Annotated in this window: 18 protein-coding genes; 15 read left to right on the forward strand and 3 right to left on the reverse strand. The window is 48.6% G+C overall.

What is annotated here, in order from left to right; all coding sequences use genetic code 11:
* The first annotated feature begins 155 nt into the window (after positions 1–155).
* The 15 genes from EXW96_RS03500 to EXW96_RS03570 all read left to right on the forward strand — a co-directional run bounded on the left by EXW96_RS03500 (position 156) and on the right by EXW96_RS03570 (position 15,643).
* Positions 156–1,820: a GMC family oxidoreductase gene (locus EXW96_RS03500; RefSeq protein WP_174349891.1), complete on the forward strand. Its 1,665-nt coding sequence runs from the start codon at positions 156–158 to the stop codon at positions 1,818–1,820.
* A gap of 343 nt (positions 1,821–2,163) precedes the next feature.
* Positions 2,164–2,916: an N-acyl homoserine lactonase family protein gene (locus tag EXW96_RS03505; protein WP_174349892.1), complete on the forward strand. Its 753-nt coding sequence runs from the start codon at positions 2,164–2,166 to the stop codon at positions 2,914–2,916.
* A 79-nt stretch (positions 2,917–2,995) separates the two neighbouring features.
* Positions 2,996–3,433, forward strand: a complete 438-nt coding sequence (locus tag EXW96_RS03510; protein WP_062408306.1) for a GlcG/HbpS family heme-binding protein — start codon at positions 2,996–2,998, stop codon at positions 3,431–3,433.
* Between the two features lie 157 nt (positions 3,434–3,590).
* The gene (locus EXW96_RS03515; protein WP_217437236.1) at positions 3,591–3,875 is read left to right on the forward strand and encodes an ATP-binding cassette domain-containing protein; all 285 of its coding nucleotides are present in this window, start codon (positions 3,591–3,593) and stop codon (positions 3,873–3,875) included.
* Positions 3,854–5,116 carry a sugar ABC transporter ATP-binding protein gene (locus EXW96_RS28230; RefSeq protein WP_309225022.1) on the forward strand — a complete coding sequence of 421 codons (1,263 nt, stop codon included), beginning with the start codon at positions 3,854–3,856 and terminating at the stop codon, positions 5,114–5,116. Before EXW96_RS03515 ends, EXW96_RS28230 begins: the two co-directional genes overlap by 22 nt.
* Positions 5,113–6,108, forward strand: a complete 996-nt coding sequence (locus EXW96_RS03525) for an ABC transporter permease (protein WP_174349894.1) — start codon at positions 5,113–5,115, stop codon at positions 6,106–6,108. Before EXW96_RS28230 ends, EXW96_RS03525 begins: the two co-directional genes overlap by 4 nt.
* 50 nt (positions 6,109–6,158) lie before the next feature.
* Positions 6,159–7,166: an ABC transporter permease gene (locus EXW96_RS03530; RefSeq protein WP_174349895.1), complete on the forward strand. Its 1,008-nt coding sequence runs from the start codon at positions 6,159–6,161 to the stop codon at positions 7,164–7,166.
* Positions 7,167–7,276: 110 nt separating this feature from the next.
* Positions 7,277–8,389, forward strand: a complete 1,113-nt coding sequence (locus tag EXW96_RS03535; protein WP_062408310.1) for a sugar ABC transporter substrate-binding protein — start codon at positions 7,277–7,279, stop codon at positions 8,387–8,389.
* Positions 8,390–8,709: 320 nt separating this feature from the next.
* The gene (locus EXW96_RS03540) at positions 8,710–8,901 is read left to right on the forward strand and encodes an FCD domain-containing protein (protein ID WP_335338490.1); all 192 of its coding nucleotides are present in this window, start codon (positions 8,710–8,712) and stop codon (positions 8,899–8,901) included.
* A gap of 27 nt (positions 8,902–8,928) precedes the next feature.
* The gene (locus tag EXW96_RS03545) at positions 8,929–10,104 is read left to right on the forward strand and encodes a mandelate racemase/muconate lactonizing enzyme family protein (protein WP_174349896.1); all 1,176 of its coding nucleotides are present in this window, start codon (positions 8,929–8,931) and stop codon (positions 10,102–10,104) included.
* Positions 10,105–10,228: 124 nt separating this feature from the next.
* Positions 10,229–10,972 carry a cysteine hydrolase family protein gene (locus tag EXW96_RS03550; RefSeq protein ID WP_062408303.1) on the forward strand — a complete coding sequence of 248 codons (744 nt, stop codon included), beginning with the start codon at positions 10,229–10,231 and terminating at the stop codon, positions 10,970–10,972.
* Between the two features lie 88 nt (positions 10,973–11,060).
* Positions 11,061–11,603, forward strand: a complete 543-nt coding sequence (locus tag EXW96_RS03555) for a type 1 glutamine amidotransferase domain-containing protein (protein ID WP_054818554.1) — start codon at positions 11,061–11,063, stop codon at positions 11,601–11,603.
* Between the two features lie 191 nt (positions 11,604–11,794).
* On the forward strand, positions 11,795–13,465 hold the full coding sequence (locus EXW96_RS03560) for a GMC family oxidoreductase (protein ID WP_074729904.1): 1,671 nt from the start codon (positions 11,795–11,797) through the stop codon (positions 13,463–13,465).
* 19 nt (positions 13,466–13,484) lie between these two features.
* Positions 13,485–14,225, forward strand: coding sequence for a gluconate 2-dehydrogenase subunit 3 family protein (locus EXW96_RS03565; RefSeq protein WP_174349897.1), 741 nt, complete (start codon positions 13,485–13,487; stop codon positions 14,223–14,225).
* A 203-nt stretch (positions 14,226–14,428) separates the two neighbouring features.
* A complete protein-coding gene (locus EXW96_RS03570; RefSeq protein ID WP_127607660.1) occupies positions 14,429–15,643 on the forward strand; it encodes an IS256 family transposase in 1,215 nt (404 codons plus the stop codon).
* 161 nt (positions 15,644–15,804) lie between these two features.
* Here EXW96_RS03570 and EXW96_RS03575 read toward each other — a convergent pair whose 3' ends face one another.
* From EXW96_RS03575 to EXW96_RS03585, 3 genes are read right to left on the reverse strand one after another with little or no spacing between them, the layout of a single operon-like run.
* Positions 15,805–16,443 (reverse strand): ABC transporter ATP-binding protein, encoded by a 639-nt coding sequence (locus tag EXW96_RS03575; RefSeq protein WP_074729906.1) that lies wholly within the window; start codon positions 16,441–16,443, stop codon positions 15,805–15,807.
* Positions 16,444–16,460: 17 nt separating this feature from the next.
* Positions 16,461–17,945 carry a hypothetical protein gene (locus EXW96_RS03580; RefSeq protein ID WP_174349898.1) on the reverse strand — a complete coding sequence of 495 codons (1,485 nt, stop codon included), beginning with the start codon at positions 17,943–17,945 and terminating at the stop codon, positions 16,461–16,463.
* The gene (locus tag EXW96_RS03585; protein WP_174349899.1) at positions 17,942–18,724 is read right to left on the reverse strand and encodes an ABC transporter permease; all 783 of its coding nucleotides are present in this window, start codon (positions 18,722–18,724) and stop codon (positions 17,942–17,944) included. Before EXW96_RS03585 ends, EXW96_RS03580 begins: the two co-directional genes overlap by 4 nt.
* Positions 18,725–18,755: the final 31 nt, after the last annotated feature.

Genomic DNA, 18,755 nt, shown 5'->3' on the forward strand with positions numbered 1-18,755 from the left:
TCATCCTTGGCCGTGAGCGGATAGAACCCTTCTGGCTCCAGCCTGCCGATTTTGCCAAGGTAAAGGCCATCCCGTTTGTTGAGGTTAATCCGTCGTTATGAAATGGTGAGTAGAACGAGCATGTCGGAATAAATGACTCTGGAGGAGGGATCAAAATGGCGAAACATGTAGAAACGAACGTGCTGGTAATCGGCGCGGGCGCGGCCGGTGGCGCAGTCAGCAAACGGCTGAGCGACGCAGGGATCAAAGTCATGTGCCTGGAGCAGGGCGATTGGGTACACCCGCTCGACCACCCGCATTTCCACCACGAATGGGAGATCGAGAGGAAACGAGGTTGGGATTTCGACCCGAACAAGCGCAGGCTTCCGGAGGACTATCCGACCACGGGCAACGCAACTCCGTATGTATTTAACGCTGTTGGCGGCTCAACCAGACACTTCGCGGGCGCTTGGCCGCGTTTCAAACCGGTTGACTTTCGTAAGGGGACGGAGCACGGGCTGGAAGGAACGATCGACTGGCCAATCAGCTACGAGGAACTGGAGCCGTTCTACAATATCAATGACGCGGAGCTCGGGGTGGCGCGTGTAGTCGGCGACCTGGGGAATCCCAAAAAGCTGAAGGGATATGGTCCTCCTATCCCCCCGGGAAAGCTCGGCTTGAAGATGGCAAAGGCGTTTGGGAAACTCGGGTGGCACTGGTGGCCGGCAGACTACGCTATCCTGACCCGGCATAAAGACGGCCGTCTCCCCTGCAATGCGTGCGGACCCTGCTTAAGCGGGTGCCCGCGCGGCTCGATCGGCTCTACTGATGTCACTTACTGGCCCAAGGCCATCCGAAACGGTGTCGATCTGCGCACCAACGCGCGGGTTGAGCGGATTAACGTTGGCAAAGACGGGCGTGCTACTGGCGCGACTTACATCAACCGGATCACCGGCGAGCGGCACGAGGTTCGTGCCGACATCGTCGTGATGTGTGCGAATGCCGTCGGTACCCCCCGCTTGCTCCTGATGTCCGCCCAGAACGGACACCCGGACGGTTTGGCGAACAGCAACGGACTTGTAGGCACGCACCTCATGTTCCACAGCTGGGCTTTCGAAGATTTTTGGTTCGACGAACCCATAGAAGATTTCAAGGGCCCCGAACCAGCGTCCCTGTACAGTCAGGAGTTCTACGACACGAATCCAAATCATAACTTTGTCAACGGATTCTCATTTCAAGTCGGGCGGGCAAACGGTTCAGCCTATACGGCGATGGGAACGACGAGTGGTTATCTTGCGCCGTGGGGGGCGGATCACCGGAAATTTTTCAACGAACACTTTGGTCGGCATGTGCTTGTCTATGTGCAGGGAGAGGATCTCCCGGTAAAAACAAACAGGGTCACGCTGGACCCCAAAGTCACCGATTCAAGCGGGCTTCCCGCGCCGCACTTGCACTACAAGCTGCCCGAAAACGACGCTCGACTCATCGAGTTCGGCAGGCAAAGGGCGCGCGAGGCTGCCGAGGCCGCCGGCGGCCTAACCGATTCAAGCAGTACGGGGGTTACAGGCGTTACGAAACCACCGCCAGGATGGCACATTATGGGCACCTGCCGGATGGGAAATACGCCGGAAGATTCGGTAACCAACAAATACAATCAGACCTGGGACGTACCTAACCTGTTCATCGTCGACGCCAGTTCGCTGCCGACCAGCGCCGCCGTCAATCCGACCAGTACCTTGCAGGCGCTTGCCGTCCGCTGCGCCGAGTACATCAAGAGGCGTCATTCCCACATCCTGTCGCAGAAGGTCACACCCGGCAATGCGGATGCACCGGGTTTTTGAACTAGCGCGAGTCAGTACCGTGTTCGAAAAGGTTCGATCATAGCTTAACGTCATTGGCAACGGTGAGAGTTTAGCGGGTATAGGGAAAGCGAGGTTCTCGGCAGAGTACTTCTCGACAGTCGGTCCATGCTCACTGAATAACTCGCCCTCGCCCTCCTGCTGTCGGGTTGACACGTACGGTGACCGGGCGGGAAGAGCGGATGAAAGACCCGTGAGCACGCCTTCTGAGCGTCCGGGTTTGGTAGAGCCGGCAGCCGACGCGGAAGAGAATTTTACCGACTCGTTAGCCGAGGCCGATACTCGTAAAAGGGTCGCAAAACAGCAGAAAGGGTGAACAGAGCTCATGTACACCGTGACCATCTTGAACAACGGGGAGTGGGTCGCGCCGGGAACCGTGATCTACCTGCACGCCTTCGGTCGACACGATCCGGTCAAGATCGTGCAAAATTTCTTTCTTGTCCAAGGCAGAGGACACACGATTCTCATCGATACCGGCATAGACAATTTAGAAGGCTACCTGACCGAAGAGCAAATAAGGCGCTGCGTTTCCGCTCCAAGCCGTACGACGGAAGCGCTGCTGCGACAAGCCGGCGTGGCGCCAGAGGACGTGGATACGCTGATCCTGACGCATTTGCATTTTGACCATTACATCAATGCCCGCCTTTTCCCGAATGCTCGCATCATCCTCAACCGTCGCGAGTGGCTCTATGTTCTTATGCCCGAAAACAAGCGTTACGCTCCCCGGGTTGGTTTCCCGCGCGAGGCGTTCGGCTGGCTGGCGAACGAGGCGTGGGAGCGCCTTGAGCTAGTCGACGGCGAAGTGGAGGTACTGCCGGGCATCCGGGTGATCTGGACCGGCGGCCACAGCCCCGGCCACCAGATGGTGACCGTCGAGACCGCTCAGGGAATCGTCATCATCCCCGGCGACGAAATCTATATGTACGAGAACCTCGAAGCCGACATTCCCATCGGTTACTACTATAACTTCGAAAATGTGGTTGCCGCTATGGATCTGATACGCAGGATGGACGCGATCGTGCTGCCGGCCCACGACCCTAAGGTACACGAGCTTTATCCGTCCTCGCAGATCGGGTAAACTAATGCATTCTCATTTACTACCTATCAAATGGCTTTGATCTTTTTAATCTATAACCATAACGAAAGGATTGAAATCGATGTCCATACCGAAAAAAACGATTTTGCCGCAAGAAGTAGTGAGTAAAATGTTAAATTATGCCATGGACAAAGCGAAAGAGCTGGATATACAAATATGCGTTGCTATTCTGGATGACGGCGGGAATTTAGCAGGATACATAAAAATGGATGGAGCCCAGCTTATTCCCAGTCAACTTGCCCAAAACAAAGCTTATACAGCCGTTGGCTTTGGCATCCCTACAGCGGATTGGTACCCGATCATTAAAGACACCCCTTCATTATTGCATGGACTTGTACACGCCGACAGAATGACGATTTTTGGAGGGGGCTGCCCCATATATATCGAGGAGCAATTGGTAGGGGGGATTGGAGTTTCGGGCGGTACGGCAGATCAAGACGCCGAATGTGCGCAAGCGGCGCTCCTGGCCATCGAAGAGCTTGAAATGAGTACCCCTTAAATTTTATTTCAATATTGTTTTTGGTGCAGCAAAAAAAGAGTCTTGGCCTTATTCTTGTCCCAATAAGACTGGGACTCTTTTAGATGAAAGAAGATGAACTTTTGTTATGCTTAACAGCTTCAGCTGCCCGGGAATTTATAGGAACGGAGGATCGCAAATGGGAGTAGCAGATGATGGCGTGCTTATTTCGATGACCGGAATTACCAAGGAATTTCCCGGTGTGAAGGCGCTTGAAAACGTTTCGCTCGAAGTGCGAAAGGGCGAAGTGCTGGCGCTGGTAGGAGAAAATGGTGCCGGCAAGTCTACTTTGATAAAGATTTTATCGGGTTTATATCGCAAGGATAGCGGGGAAATCCGGGTTCGGGGGAAATCTGTAGAAATAAAGATGCCAGACATGCTCAAGAACTTGGGATTAGTACCATATTTCAAGAGCCGACGCTAGCCCCTCATTTAACTGCAGTGGAGAATGTATATCTCGGACGGGAAATTTATAACTCGTATCTCGGCGGTGCAGTGGAAATTCTAAATGAAAAAGAAATGTACCGGGAAACGGAGAAGCTTTACCGGAATTTCTTTTCTACCGTAGAGGATTTGAAAAGGCCGGTAGCCGAGCTTGGCGCTCTGAAAAATCGCGTTATCGAGATTACGAAAGCACTTTCTGTCAAGGCCTCTGTCGTCATTATGGATGAACCAACAGCTGCTCTTGCCGAACACGAACGCGAAGTTTTATTCGACTTTATTCGTGCCCTAAAGGAACAAGGCGTATCGATCATTTATGTATCCCATCATCTCAAAGAGCTGTTCTTGCTGGCCGACCGCTTTCATGTCATGCGTGACGGAAGGCACATAGCAACAGTGAATGCCGAAGAGACTGATGTTGACCGGCTCGTTTCCATGATGGTAGGGCGTGAGATATCGAATTTCATTGCAAAAGAAACCGTTCCAATCGGCAAAGAAGTTTTGCGAGTGACAGATGTAAACCAGCCAGGGGTTTTAAAAAATATCCGTTTCCATGTGAAAGAAGGAGAAATTGTAGGGATAGCCGGGCTTGCCGGTTCAGGACGAACGGAAACCGTACGGGCAGTTGCAGGTGCTGATCCAATCCGTTCAGGAACCATAGAAGTCAATGGGAAACCCATTCGAATTCAGTCTCCGCGTGATGCCATTCGTGCCGGTATCGGCTTGCTCCCGGAAAACCGGAAATTGCATGGGGCGTTAATCGAAATGTCAGTCAGCAAAAATATAACCATCGCTTCGATGAAACAAATTCTTTCAAAAAAGTTTATTTTAAAGAAAAAAGCAGAATTAGATATCGCATCGGATTATGTAAAACGTTTAGGCATTAAGACCCCTTCTGTGCATCAAAACGTAAGGTTCTTAAGTGGCGGCAACCAGCAAAAAGTCATTCTGGCTAAATGGCTCTTCACCAAGCCCAAAGTGTTGATTTTTGACGAACCGACGGTAGGAATTGATGTAGGCGCAAAGGTCGAGGTTTATCATTTAATGGCAGAGTTTGTACGTAATGGGGGAGGAATACTGATGGTTTCCTCCGACCTGCCTGAGCTTATGGGACTCTCCGACCGGATCTATGTAATGCATAAAGGAGAATTTGTACATGAATTTTCACGTGAGGAAGCTACAGAGGAGAACATAATGTACTACGCTTCAGGAGGACATAAATGATGATGAATCCTAAAATTTTAACCCATTCCTATAAAGCAGCTCATTCTAAAAATCGTTTTTTTATCCTTATGACACGCGACGGGGTTGGCGTATCCGTTATCCTCGTCCTGTTATTTCTGTTTTTGGCCGTGACGGCGCCAAACTTCCTGACGGTCGGAAATTTATTAAACGTATTGGTGCAATCGTTATTCGTTATGCTGGTTGCTTTTGGAACCGTATTTGTGCTTTCAACGGGCGGCATTGATTTATCTGTCGGGTCGGTGCTTGGACTCGCTGGCGGAGTTACCGGTTGGTTAATGATGAGTGGCTCAACCATGTGGATCGCCATCCCGGCAGGATTATTTGTAGGTTTACTCATTGGGACCATCAATGGGCTCATCATCACTAAATTGGGGGTTTCGGCCTTTTTGGTGACCTTTGCCATGCTATATATCGCACGGGGACTGTTATTCCTGCTCACGAAAGATGAACCCATTCGTAATTTTGTCACTCCGGAGTTTGCCTTTCTTGCTCAAGGAAAAGTGCTGGGAATTCCGATGCCGGTTTTGATCACATTGGTCATTTTTCTGGTATTGTATTTTATCTTCAAATCTACCAGTTACGGACGCCTTGTTATAGCCACAGGCTCCAATACAGAAGCAGCACGCTTATCCGGTGTGTCCACGGATAGAATCAAAATCAGTGTGTATGCCATTTCGGGATTGCTCGCAGCAGCAGCCGGTATCCTTCTGACTTCACGTCTAACGTCTGTGCAGCCATTAATGGGCTCAGAATATGAGCTGAATGCGATCGCTGCAGCCGTCATTGGCGGCACAAGTTTGTTTGGCGGCAAGGCAAGTGTGGTTGGGGTGGCGATTGGCGCTTTAATCCTTGGACTTGTATCCAACGGTTTGGATCTTCTTTCCGTGAACCAGTTTTATCGTTTAATCATTACCGGGCTGATCATTATTATTGCAGTAACGATTGAACGTTATTTAGCCGCCAAAAACTGATATGAGCCATACCGTCGAAAATAAAGATACGTCAAGAGGAGGGTGTGACATTGGAAAATAAGGGTTTGGAAATGATGGGCAGGCAACACGCCTTCGGGTTTTCCCTAAAAATCGACCGGCATCTCCTGGGCCTCTTCATAGTCCTGGGAGTAATCATAATAGCGATGTCGTTTTTCTCGGAAAAATTTTTAACTCATACGAATCTTTTCAACGTGCTGCAGCAGGCTTCATTCGTCATGATATTGGCTTTTGGCATGACCTTTGTCCTTTCAACGGGCGGTATTGATTTATCGGTTGGATCTATATGCGGTATATGCGGTGGAATGGCTGCATGGTTGCTTAAACAGGATGTTCATGTTGTCATAGCGGTTGCAATGGCCTTAATCCTTGGGGTATTTATTGGTGCCGTAAACGGGCTTACCATTACTAAATTAAATATATCTCCTTTTATGGCTACGTTAGCCATGATGATTATTCTGCGAGGTATCTTATACGTTTGGACTGGAGCCATTCCTTTCCGTTCATATATGACCAACGGTTTTCAATTTCTTGGCTCGGGACGCATTTTTGGCGTGCAGTTTCCTGTGATTATAGCGATTGTTCTGCTTATCGCGCTCCTAATCGTATATCGGAAAATGAAATTTGGCCGCCATATTCTGGCTCTGGGAAGCAGTGAAGAGGCGGTTCGTATATCGGGCATCAAGGTCGATAGGCTGCGCATTAAGGTCTATGCACTATCCGGGCTTACCGCCTCAATAGCAGGTGTTCTTCTGGCTTCGCGTCTTACCACGGTAAATCCTGAAATGGGCAAGGGCTACGAGTTGGAGGCTATTGCTGCTGCGATCATCGGAGGAACGGCAATAGCCGGCGGGAAAGGAACCTTAATCGGAACTGCGCTCGGGGCCATTATTTTATTTATGATCAAAAATGCCATGAATCTTAACAATGTGAATCCGTATTGGGAGACCATAGTTATAGGCTTCATTATTCTTCTTGCCGTATCCGTACCGATTTTGGCCGGTTACTTCAAAGACAAAGTGAAAGCTGAAAGGGGGTGAGACAAAGAGACAAAAAACGTTTAATCCTTGATATTTCTTAGAAGGTGAGCGGGGACGTGTGAAGCTGTACAGAAAAAATTCCATTAAAATGAAGGAGGCAGGTCTATCTTATGTCGTTCAAAAAATTGAGATGGAGTATTTTATTTTTATCTTTATTTGCCATTTTGACAGTGTCAGGTTGCGACAATTCTTCTGCGCCTCAAGAGAATTACAGTCTGCCATCTGGCAGCGTTTATCAGTGGGGAGACAGCCATTTTGAACAATTTGTGAGAGAAGCAGCAAACGGGACTACACTTAAAATCGGATTTTCACCGCCGGCCGCTTCCGAGCATTATGACATTTTTGAACATGCCGCCAATACGATGATGAATGAATTAAGTGACCGATTTGGTGTGAAATTCGAGTTTCAGATGGCAGCACCGGGTAATTTTCAGTCGGTAGAGTCGCAAGTGGCAACCATCGAAAACTGGACGTCACTAGGATTTGATGCCATATTTGTTTGTACTACCGGTGATTTTGATTCTATGAACGCCGTCTATGAGAAGGCGATGAAACAGGGAACCATGATTTATTTGTTTAATATGCCGGCTGAAATGTGGGATGAAAACGATTTGAAGGCGGTCTCGGTAATCAGTTACAACAATCATTACCAGGCAGGGTATCTTGTAGGTCAATATGCAGCTGAAAAGTTAGGCGGAAAAGGCGATATTTTGTTGGTATGGGGTTTACCCGGTTACTTTGCTACTTCACGTAAAAATGGTTTCTTGGAGGCGATTTCAAAGTATCCCGATATGAAAATCGTAGGAGAACAACGCGGTGATTACGTTCGGGACAAAGGGATGCAGGCTGCCGAGAACCTGCTGCAAGCACATTCGAATGTCGATTTAATCTATGGAGAGAATGAGGAAATGGCTCTGGGCGCCGTGCAGGCCGTCGAAGGACGCGGTCTAAAGCTGTGGGATGGCAAGGAAGGCATTATGGTTATCGGTGCGGACGGCCTGAAGTCCGGTTTTGAGTCGATCCGTCAAGGGAAGCTGACAGCTACTGTTGATGTCGGTACGGTTGATATGGGGCGTGAATTAATTAAATCTGTTTTTATGCACCAAGTTCTGGGCTTCTCTATTGATAAGATTCAGAATGTTCCGACGGTTATTGTTGATAAAGATAATGTGGATATGAGAGAAGCTTATGTAGACTGGGCGCTTGGCACAAAACGTAAATAAACGGATTGGTGGGCAGCGACTAAAATGACGTCCCAAGTGAAGAATGATTCACTTGGGATCGTTCCGCCACCAAACAAACGGCTTTTACTTCATGCCTGCCCGTAATCAGAACCCTATTGCTAAATTTTGAAAAAGATGTTGATTAATTTTAAAAGCTGTGTTAAATTGGAAGCGTTGACATGATTGTATACAATGAAATCCAATTTGAGTCATGAAAACGAATATTGCAGTATACACTTTGAATATGAACCATACGATATTCAGTAAATGTCGAATTATATAACGAATTTCAACATCATTGTATACATAATATTATGATTATGTTAAGCGCCGGAATTGCGGCAAGTGTAATGAATGATCAAACGATAGACTTGCTGCAGGAGGCACTGGAGAAGGCCGCTCAAGAACCTGAAAGCGGAAACAAGGAGCAGTCCTTTGAGTTGGGAAACCAATTGCATGAGCTAGTCCTTGACGTGGCGGGCAACCAGAAGGTTTTGGGAAATATGGAATGAACCCCCAACTTTGTGAGGAGGAACGATATGAAAATAAAAAGTATCCAAACGTATATATTGCGAACGCCGTTGGGTAATGAACGTTTTTACTCTTCCCAGTGCTCTTTTCCGGAGAGAAACAGTTTCATCGTAAAAGTAGAGACGGACGATGGGCTCGTGGGGTGGGGGGAGGGAGGGCAATACGGTCCTCCCGAACCCGTCGCAGCTGTTGTTAAACACGTCTTGGCACCCAAATTAATCAATCAAGAGCTGCAAAATCCGATGAAAATTTGGGAACAGCATTATGCAGATACGCGGGATTTCGGACAAAAAGGAACGTATATTGAAGCGTTAAGCGCAATAGATATCGCTTTATGGGATATCTATGGCCAGATGCTGCATCAACCGGTACATAACTTGATTGGAGGCCCGTTTCGGAAAAGCATAACGGCCTATGCCACAGGCTGCTACTACAGAGGCGAGGATGTTCTCAATTACAAGGCATCACTGCCCAAATTGGCTGAAGAAGCTCGTTCTTACGTGGACGCGGGATTTCAGATTTTAAAAATGAAAGTAGGCTTGTTCTCCATAGAAGAGGATATAGAGCGGGTGAGAACCATTAGAGAGGCCATCGGGCCCGACACTTGCCTATTGGTGGATTGCAACCATGCCTATAATGTTTTTACGGCAGTGAAAATGGCGAAGGAACTTGAAAAATTTAATGTCAGGTGGTTGGAAGAACCCGTGGTGCCGGAGGACCGGGCGGGTTACCGCGAGGTCAGATCTTCAACAAGCATTGCCATTGCAGGAGGTGAGTGCGAGTTTACCCGATTTGGTTTCCGGGATTTATTTGTAGGGGGCTGTGTAGATATAGCCCAACCGGATATTTGCGTTTCCGGAGGTTTTTCCGAATGGATGAAAATACAGGCACTGGCCTCCAGCTTTGGCGTAACGGTCATCCCCCATGTATGGGGGTCGGGAATCGCCCTGGCAGCGGCGCTTCATGTATTGGCATCGATCCCGCCAAGTCCGCATACGGCACATCCCGTTCCGCTGCAAAATGAACCGATCGTCGAGTATGATCGAAACCCTAATCCTCTCCGAGATGAACTTTTAACAACACCGATCACCTTGCAAAAAGGAAAACTGCCGGTTCCCCATAATCCCGGACTGGGAATTGAAGTCAATTTAGATGCGGTATCAAAATATGGCAGCGAATTTTAAAAAGAGAATGTGAAACCGTAGAGCATTTTAAGGGGGTGGAAGTCATGTAACCGCAAGGAATGACCACGTCCATAACGGGAAGTAAGGCTCGAACCAACTCTAAAATTCAGAAGGAGGAATTCGCATGTCGTCTTTGAAATTCACGCTGGAAAATATTGATAAGGTCATTGACAGGAGTGTTATGGTTGCGCCGGAGATCGATCCGAAGCGCGCGACGTTGCTCGTAATGGATATGCAGCCCGTATGCACCGATCCCGATGGTGCGCTGGCCATTCCCAGCGTGGGGGGCGCCCCGAGCGGAAAGGACACGGTCGAACCGGTCGAGCGGGTCGTCAAGCGGTTCCGTGAAGAAGGCAGTCCGGTCATCTGGTCTCAGTGGGGCCTGAGTCCTGAGGGTCTGGATAAGGGCATCTGCGCTTTGAAATGGCCGGCCTTGAATCCGGGCACGCCGGAGTCGGCCGCAAGCTGGGGGAACCCTCAGACAGACCATTTTGCAGGCGAACTGGAACCCCGGGAAGGCGAACCGGTCTTGCGGAGAAGCCGCTTCAGCGTCTTCGTGGGCACGCAGCTTGAAGAATACCTGCGGGAGCTGGGAACGGAGTTTCTGGTGATCGCCGGGATCACCTCGGCGAACTGCGTCCACGCCACCACGATCGACGCATGGAACAGAACTTACAAGGTTATCGTGCTGGCAGACTGCACGACCGCGGTCCCTAGTCCCCATACGCACGATGTGCCTCTGGGGTACGGGCAGCACTGGGAAGCGCTGCGGAATATCCAAATGAACTACGGCGACGTGATCACAAGCGGGGAGCTCTTCGAAAGGCTGGAAGCTGCCAAGAAGCCCGGCAAATACCAGAGAGCGTAATGCTCACCCGGACGGGGAACGGCAACGGCCTGCTTGGGGGCGTGCTAGATGAATTGATAATGAAAGTGAATGGAAGGGAGCGAAAGCTATGAGGTTAAACGGCAGGCGCGTTGCGCTGCTGATCGAGGATGATTACCAGGAGCTGGAGGCGTGGTATCCGGTACTCCGGCTGCAAGAGGAGGGTGCGACGGTCGTCATCGTCGGATCGGGCAGGAAATCTACTTATCACAGCAAGCTCGGCTATCCAATCACAGCGGACCGGTCCGCGGATGAGGTCAAGGCGGATGAGTTCGATGCGGTGGTGATTCCCGGCGGGTTCGCCCCGGATCACATGCGGCTCTCCCGGCCGATGGTGAATCTCGTCCGCAAGGCGTACGAGTCCGGGAAGCTGACGGCGGCGATCTGCCATGGCGGATGGATGCTCGCGTCGGCGGGTGCGGTGCGCGGGCGGCGGGTGACGGGCTATCTGCCGATTCGCGACGACGTGGTCAACGCCGGGGGCGAGTGGGTAGATGCAGAGGTCGTATGCGACGGGAACGTGATTACGTCCCGAACGCCTGAGGACCTGCCGGCCTTCGCCCGGGAAATCGTCAAGTACCTGGAACGGGCGTCGGTGAGCAGCAGCTTCTAAGCTGGTACGCAGGACGGCGCACGTGGCTGCGATGAACCGATGGACGAGGACTGGTACCGCCATCCGTCCGAGGCAGTGGGCGCAGCTGTGAAACAGTTGAATGATCACCATCACCCGCGAAATCGATGGGGGCGCAGCGAGAACCATCCCTTTCGCGGGAACGAATTCGTCTGCAAAGGGGAAGATAGGATATGACGTATGTGAAGAAGCCCGAACCGGTCGACGTGTGTATCGTGGGGGCAGGTGCAACCGGCGCCACGACCGCTAAGGTTCTGGCAGAAGCAGGATTGAAAGTCGTGGTGTTGGAGAAAGGTCCCCGGATGAAGCCGGAGAACTTCTCGGGTGACGAACTTAAGTATGTTAACCGGAACTACCTTTGGCCGGACCCGAAGATCAGCCCGAGGACCGTGCGGCCGGATGAACACACGAAAGCGAAACGGTTCCAGTTTTCTCCTACGCCGCAGATGGTCGGCGGTGGTACGGTGCATTGGGCCGGATGGGTCCCGCGTCCGTTGGAATGCGACTTTAAAATGCACACTTTGCATGGCGATATTGAAGGCGCCAGCCTTGCGGATTGGCCGATCACCTATGATGATCTCGAGCCCTACCTCACCAAGGTCGAGTGGGAGTTCGGTATCTCCGGCCTTGCTGAAGCAAACAAGTATGAACCGCGCCGGAGCAAAGGATATCCTACCCCGCCGCTGCCACCGACGAGGTTTGGGAAGAAATTCTACGAGGGGAGCAAGAAGCTCGGGATCAATGCGTTCCCGATTCCACATGCCATCATCACGAAACCCCATAAGGGGAGGACTCCGACGAACTGGACGGGATTCTGGAATCAGTACGGCGACCCGGGAACCACTCGGTCGAGCACATTGACTACCTTTATCCCCGAAGCTCTGGCGACGGGACGGTGCGATCTGCGAACCGGATGCTACATCCGTGAAATCACCCTGCATAAAGACGGTCGTGCCAAAGGGGTAATCTACTTCGATTCGGAAGGGCGCGAGGTCGAACAGGAGGCCGGCATCGTGGTTTTGTGCCCTGGTGCCATAGAATCGGCACGGCTGCTGCTGCTGTCCAAGTCCAACCTGTTTCCGGACGGCTTGGCGAACAGCAGCGGACTGGTCGGAAAGAACGCCACCTTCCACGAATACGCGTTCGCGACCGGCCTCTTCGACAAAGAAGTGCACGATCCTCTTTACGGGTTTGCCGGTCACTACATCAGCGGAGGCTCGATGCAGTTCTACGAGACCGATGAGAAGAGAGGGCACATCGGCGGTTGTATCCTCGCTGCGTCGCAAGTAGGACACCCGATCAACTGGGTTTTCCCGGGCAGGCCGGAGTGGGGGATGGCCATGAAGGATGCGGACCGCGACTTCTACAACTACTCCATGAAGATCGGGATTATCCTTCAGGATCTGCCTCAAGAATCCAACCGAGTGGACCTGGACCCCGAGGTCAAGGATGCTTGGGGAATGCCGGTTGCGCGGATTACGTACAAACCGCACTCGAACGATATTCGCATGGCAAAATGGATGATCAACAAAAACGCGGAGATCCTTGAAGCTGCAGGGGCGTCGAAAACCATCAAAGTCATTCCCGAAAACTCGTTGACCGGCAACACTTGCCACCAGCATGGTACCGCGCGGATGGGCAATGATCCCTCCAAGAGCGTGCTCAACAAGTGGTGCCAAGCCCACGATGTCGAGAACCTCTACATCCTGGACGGGAGCAGCTTCCCAACGTCCCTGGGGGTTAACCCGACGCTCACGATGATGGCTAACGCCTGGCGGTGCTCCGAGTATATCGCCGAAATCCATGCCAAAGGCCGCCAGAAACGGCAAGCCGCCGGGTTATAACATAGAGGAGGTAGGTTTCATGACAAGCAAAGCAGATTGGCCCGTCATGGGGTCTCCAGTGGATCACGAATCCAACAAGCCCTTGTTCTTCGAGCAGCATGAGTGGGAGACGATCGAAGCCGCGACTGCCCGGATCATCCCAACTGACCACGACCCCGGCGCTCGGGAGGCTGGCGTGGTCCGCTTCATCGACCATTACCTTTCGGGCATTGAATACATCTATGCAGCTGCCGACGGAAGCGGATTTCTGATGCTGGAGGGCAAAGAGGCCGATGCCTGGCGGGAGCGTATCGCCGAAATGCAGGAGAACTACCGTCAGGGGATCCGGAAACTGGACGAAATCTCCCGCGAGAAGTTCGGCGCCGCTTTCAAGGACTTGAGCGACGACCGGCAGGATGAGGTTCTGGTGGCCCTTTCTGGGAGGCCGAAGCCGCAGCCCATTTCCCTCACTACGGAAGGGGACCACAGTACCTTTCTTCAGGGCTCGTTCGACGAGGGCATGGACTTCTTCAGTGCTTTGGTGCTCCACACCCGGCAGGGGTTTTATTGCGACCCGGTCTACGGGGGCAACAAGGATCATGTCAACTGGAAGGTCATCGGGTTCCCAGGCCCTAAATCCTTGGCCGACACCAACACCTGCAAGTACAGCGTCCAGGAGTACTACGTCGAAGATTACGACTGGGCCGATCTGATCCCTTACCTGAAAGAGAGGGAGAATTCAGCAAAAGGCGAAGAAGAAAAGCAAGGAGAGCAGCAATGAAGCTTCCTGTTGAAACAGCCTTTCAGATGGGGTGGCACTAGAGTGGCCGTTGCGCGGGTATGGCAGCGAGCCGGGAAATGAGAAGCCACTCGGGAGAAGAGTGGCTTCCTCTATTTCAGTGGGACTGTAAAATATTTTGTGTAAACTCTCAAACCTAAATCTATTACAATGGAGATTAACGAAAGGTTGAGGGAGAACACATCATGAAATTACTACCAAAAGATCAACTGCGCCAATTCATCAAAGACAATAACTTGAAAACCGTCGAAGACGTACAGAAAACGTTGAAGGAACTCTTTGCGGAGACACTTCAGGAAATGTTGGAAGCCGAACTGGAAACGGAACTCGGCTACGCCAAGCATGATATAAAGAATAAGGAGACTCGCAATAGCCGCAACGGACATAGCAAGAAAACAGTAACGTCGGAGTATGGTGAGGTCGAAATTGAAGTCCCACGTGATCGACTCGGCGAATTTGAACCGATGGTTGTCAAGAAGCATCAGACACAGGTCACCGGCATCGAGGATCAGATCATATCCATGTACTCCAAAGGAATGAGCACAAGAGATATCCAGGATCATCTAAACCAGTTGTACGGCATCGACGTCTCCCCAACACTCATTTCCAATGTAACGGCTAAAATTATGCCGCTTATCAAAGAATGGCAGAATCGCCCTTTACAAAATGTCTATTCCGTCGTCTTCATGGACGCCATTCACTTCAAAGTGAAGCAGGACGGGCAAATTATCAACAAAGCCGCTTACATGGTCGTAGGCATTGATTTAGAGGGTTACAAGGATGTACTAGGCATTTGGATTGGCGAGAACGAGTCCGCGAAGTTCTGGCTGAGTGTTCTAACCGATCTGAGGAATCGCGGCGTCCAAGACATTCTCATCATCTGCGTCGATAATCTGAAAGGATTTAGCGATGCCATTGCCGCATGCTACCCGCAGACAGAGATTCAGAAGTGTATCATCCATCAAATCCGCAATTCAATCAAATACGTATCCTACAAAGATTTGAAGAAGGTTACTGCCGCGCTACGCCCGATTTATACCGCTCCAACGGAGGAAGCTGCTTTGCAGGAATTGGAACAATTTGAGGCGGTTTGGGGCAAGCAATATCCACTGATCATACGTTCATGGCGAAACAATTGGGATGAACTCGCAACGTTTTTTAAATACTCGCCAGAACTGCGTAAATTAATCTACACGACGAATATGATTGAAAGCTACCACCGCCAGCTTCGTAAAGTCACAAAAGGAAAAAGTATTTTTCCGAACGATGAATCGCTGCTCAAGATGCTGTATCTTGCGACAATGGACGTTCTTCGCAAGTGGACAGGTCGTGTTCAAAACTGGGGACAAATCTTGCTGCAACTCACGGTGCACTTCCCTGACCGCGTACATGTCCGCTAAAGGACTTTACATGGAGAGGCGGGCATGATAGGCTGGTTAGCCACGCGATACCGACTTTCCAGTATCGCCCAATCGCGAAAAGTCATGCCCGCTGGAGGCTCCATGTCAAGTCCGGCACCAAACTTTGGCATAACCGAGTTTACACAAAATTCTTGACAGACTCATTTCAGTTGTTCTAAAGTACAATTTCTCACTCTAAACACATGCTCACAAAGAAGCTCTATATCTTCGTTATGATGGCTGGTTAAGATAATGGTTTTCCCTTCTTGATTTAAACTTTTTAGCAGATTCCTAATATTTTCTACACTATCCACGTCTAACCCGTTAAATGGTTCATCCAGAAGCAAGACATCCTGGTCTTCCATGATCGCCTGTGCAATAGCTAATTTTTGCTTCATTCCAAGGGAATAATGTTTAACCTTTTGTTTTAAAGTGTATTGAAGTCCTACCATTTCCAACGTTTCTTTGATCTTCTCATCAGATATTTTATTTTGTATAGCAGCCAGATACTTCAGGTTTTCAAACCCGGTTTTATCACCTAAGTATCCAGGCTTATCAATGAGGATTCCAAAGTTCTCAGGAAACCTTTTATTTTTCCCAAGCTCTATTCCATTGACCAAAACACTTCCCTGGTCGGGGAAAACAAAACCGCACATCATTTTAAAAAGCACAGATTTCCCGGAACCATTGTGGCCCACAATTCCATATATTTTTCCTTTTTCAAAAGACACGGATACATTCTCAAATAAAGATAATCCTTTGAATGATTTGCTTACATTTCTTAATTCTATTCCATTCATCACTTTCACCTTTCTTTTTATAGGGTATAGTCTTTCTTGTTTAACAGAAATAATAAAATGAAGATTTCAGCCGCAACAAAAGCTGCTAACTGAGCTGACGTTAAATAGATTGAAGAGCTTTCAAGGAGATAACCCATGCTATTTAACCCCATCGGAATGATATTGTGGATTCGAAAGCCCGGCAGCATAAAAATCGTCAGCACTAACATAGTAATAAAGCTTTTTAAGACATCTTTTGTAACAAAAGAGATGAGGATGACTAAAAGCACATAAAAAAGCAGCTGCAAAAACCCGTTAACCATAAAATGATACAGAATTTGGTATACATTCTCCGGAACGGTAAGAGAATATCCTTTTAGCATCGCTATGAACATGGTTACAGCAAGCAGTGCCAGCAATAATAGGATGATTGATTTTAATATTTTGGGGAACCAACTTAAAAACCACTTGTTCATAAAGTGATATCTTATCATGGTATAAAAACTCATTTCCGATAGATGCTGCTGCAATAACAATTGAACAAGATAAACCGCCCCTAAGAAAACGACTACGTAATAAGTAAAGGAGAGAAGGCTAAACCTTTCATTGGTCGTTCCCATAAATGTGCCTATAAAAATGTCCCAAATGGACAAACCCTCATTTGCGTATTTGCCTGTATTCAACCATATCCCCATTAAGCAGAGTAATCCATAAATGAATATTGGCGATTTTTTTATTGCATATTGTTTTATGCTGCTGTGATTTAAATCGATCTTGTTGGCAATAAAGACTAACATCAGCAGAGTTAAGGCGATGATCCCAAAAGGCGCGATTATACTATGAAAAGAAAGTACCCCGTGAAATAAACTCAAATAGTTTACAACGGAAAACCATTTCATGGAGGATGGCAAAACTTTAAAGCCAATAATACCCCATAGGAACAGCAGTACATTCAAAATATGCAGGATGGACTGCTTCCTATATATTGTAAAAAGGATGCACAGCATAAGCTGAATCGTGATGAGTGTAAACATAAACAAAACAATTTGTAACAATGCTGCGATAAATGGTGTTGCAAAATGTAATTGCAAATGATAAAGAATGTCATTACCAGCTACATTCATTGTGCCAACATCGCTCCAATTCATTGAAAACGGCGTATTTATTGAAGTGATGAGCAAAGATCCAATGAGTATAGCCATAAAGAAAATATTAATAAAGAGCAGTTCCCATAACTTTTTAGAAATCCACTTCCTATATGAGCCCAACCGTATAAGCATCGTGTATTCAAATGTATTATTGATATAAAGCGTAGATACGAACACAATGAGTGGGAAAAAATAATACAGGATAAAGTATGGATGACTTGCCGGTATCAATACATAATCCCAAAAGTTAGCGGAAACGTTGTATTCCTGCTCGAAAAGCGGCATCGACAGTCTGTCACTTAAGGAATATAGGATAATCGGGATAGCAGCAAACAACCATTTCCATGAAATTAATTTCACTTGAACTTTCATCATTCATCAGCCCAAACGATCTGCTTCGTTTTTATCAGAGTTAGCAAAATAACGATGACTAGAATCAAAGCTGTCAAAGGAACAAATACTGTCCAGATCGGCTGAGGAGTTATTCCAAATGGAAAAACGGTATAAATCGGTGAAAATTTTTCTAATCCGGATATCCCGGTAACATAGTGCCCAACAAACCACCACAAAAATGGAATGGATAAAGCAACGAACTTGTTATTAATGTATATTGAAAGCAAATAACCCATCGTTACATAAAGTGCCCCATGGATGGCAACCCATAGTGAATACACTGCGCCATAAAGAAAAAAGGATTTTTCAGCTAAAAATTCAAACGTTCCGACCCGAACACGTTCGAAATATTCTGTTGTATACTGGATCATATTAAAAAGCGGGTCTACATATTGAATGAATAAAAAGGGAATAAATATCATCAGGAAAGCGACAACAAAAGCCACAATAGCACTTGCAAGTCCCTTTGCAACAACATAATCGGATAAATCAGTCCTTGGCTGTACATAGGAAAGGAAATGATCTTTCTTTTCCTTGGCATAGGAGCTCGCAAGCAGTGGAACTAACAATGCCGGAAATAATAACGAGATGGCCGAGGTCTCAAATAACCGGGAATGTACCTCCATAGGTCTAAAAAAGACGTATACGCCGTTGATTAAAGGTAAACCGACGAGAAGCGGCAAAAATATAAAAGCCAGGCTAATCATTACAACCTTAATCGATAACCTTTTTTTAAGTTCGATGGCTAATAAATGTTTCAACGTATTCACTTTCCTTTCTGCAGCCATGTTT

It is taken from the genome of Paenibacillus sp. JMULE4 (genome assembly GCF_013337105.1).
Taxonomy (GTDB): domain Bacteria; phylum Bacillota; class Bacilli; order Paenibacillales; family NBRC-103111; genus Paenibacillus_G; species Paenibacillus_G naphthalenovorans.

What these genes read in the sequence shown, in the direction of transcription:
- EXW96_RS03560 (WP_074729904.1), top strand. Translation starts at nt 11,795, where the DNA reads ATGACGTATGTGAAGAAGCCCGAACCGGTCGACGTGTGTATCGTGGGG.
- EXW96_RS03550 (WP_062408303.1), top strand. Translation starts at nt 10,229, where the DNA reads ATGTCGTCTTTGAAATTCACGCTGGAAAATATTGATAAGGTCATTGAC.
- EXW96_RS03555 (WP_054818554.1), top strand. Translation starts at nt 11,061, where the DNA reads ATGAGGTTAAACGGCAGGCGCGTTGCGCTGCTGATCGAGGATGATTAC.
- EXW96_RS03535 (WP_062408310.1), top strand. Translation starts at nt 7,277, where the DNA reads ATGTCGTTCAAAAAATTGAGATGGAGTATTTTATTTTTATCTTTATTT.
- EXW96_RS03525 (WP_174349894.1), top strand. Translation starts at nt 5,113, where the DNA reads ATGATGATGAATCCTAAAATTTTAACCCATTCCTATAAAGCAGCTCAT.
- EXW96_RS03545 (WP_174349896.1), top strand. Translation starts at nt 8,929, where the DNA reads ATGAAAATAAAAAGTATCCAAACGTATATATTGCGAACGCCGTTGGGT.
- EXW96_RS03580 (WP_174349898.1), bottom strand. Translation starts at nt 17,945, where the DNA reads ATGATGAAAGTTCAAGTGAAATTAATTTCATGGAAATGGTTGTTTGCT.
- EXW96_RS03570 (WP_127607660.1), top strand. Translation starts at nt 14,429, where the DNA reads ATGAAATTACTACCAAAAGATCAACTGCGCCAATTCATCAAAGACAAT.
- EXW96_RS03540 (WP_335338490.1), top strand. Translation starts at nt 8,710, where the DNA reads ATGTTAAGCGCCGGAATTGCGGCAAGTGTAATGAATGATCAAACGATA.
- EXW96_RS03515 (WP_217437236.1), top strand. Translation starts at nt 3,591, where the DNA reads ATGGGAGTAGCAGATGATGGCGTGCTTATTTCGATGACCGGAATTACC.
- EXW96_RS03575 (WP_074729906.1), bottom strand. Translation starts at nt 16,443, where the DNA reads ATGAATGGAATAGAATTAAGAAATGTAAGCAAATCATTCAAAGGATTA.
- EXW96_RS03565 (WP_174349897.1), top strand. Translation starts at nt 13,485, where the DNA reads ATGACAAGCAAAGCAGATTGGCCCGTCATGGGGTCTCCAGTGGATCAC.
- EXW96_RS03500 (WP_174349891.1), top strand. Translation starts at nt 156, where the DNA reads ATGGCGAAACATGTAGAAACGAACGTGCTGGTAATCGGCGCGGGCGCG.
- EXW96_RS03505 (WP_174349892.1), top strand. Translation starts at nt 2,164, where the DNA reads ATGTACACCGTGACCATCTTGAACAACGGGGAGTGGGTCGCGCCGGGA.
- EXW96_RS03510 (WP_062408306.1), top strand. Translation starts at nt 2,996, where the DNA reads ATGTCCATACCGAAAAAAACGATTTTGCCGCAAGAAGTAGTGAGTAAA.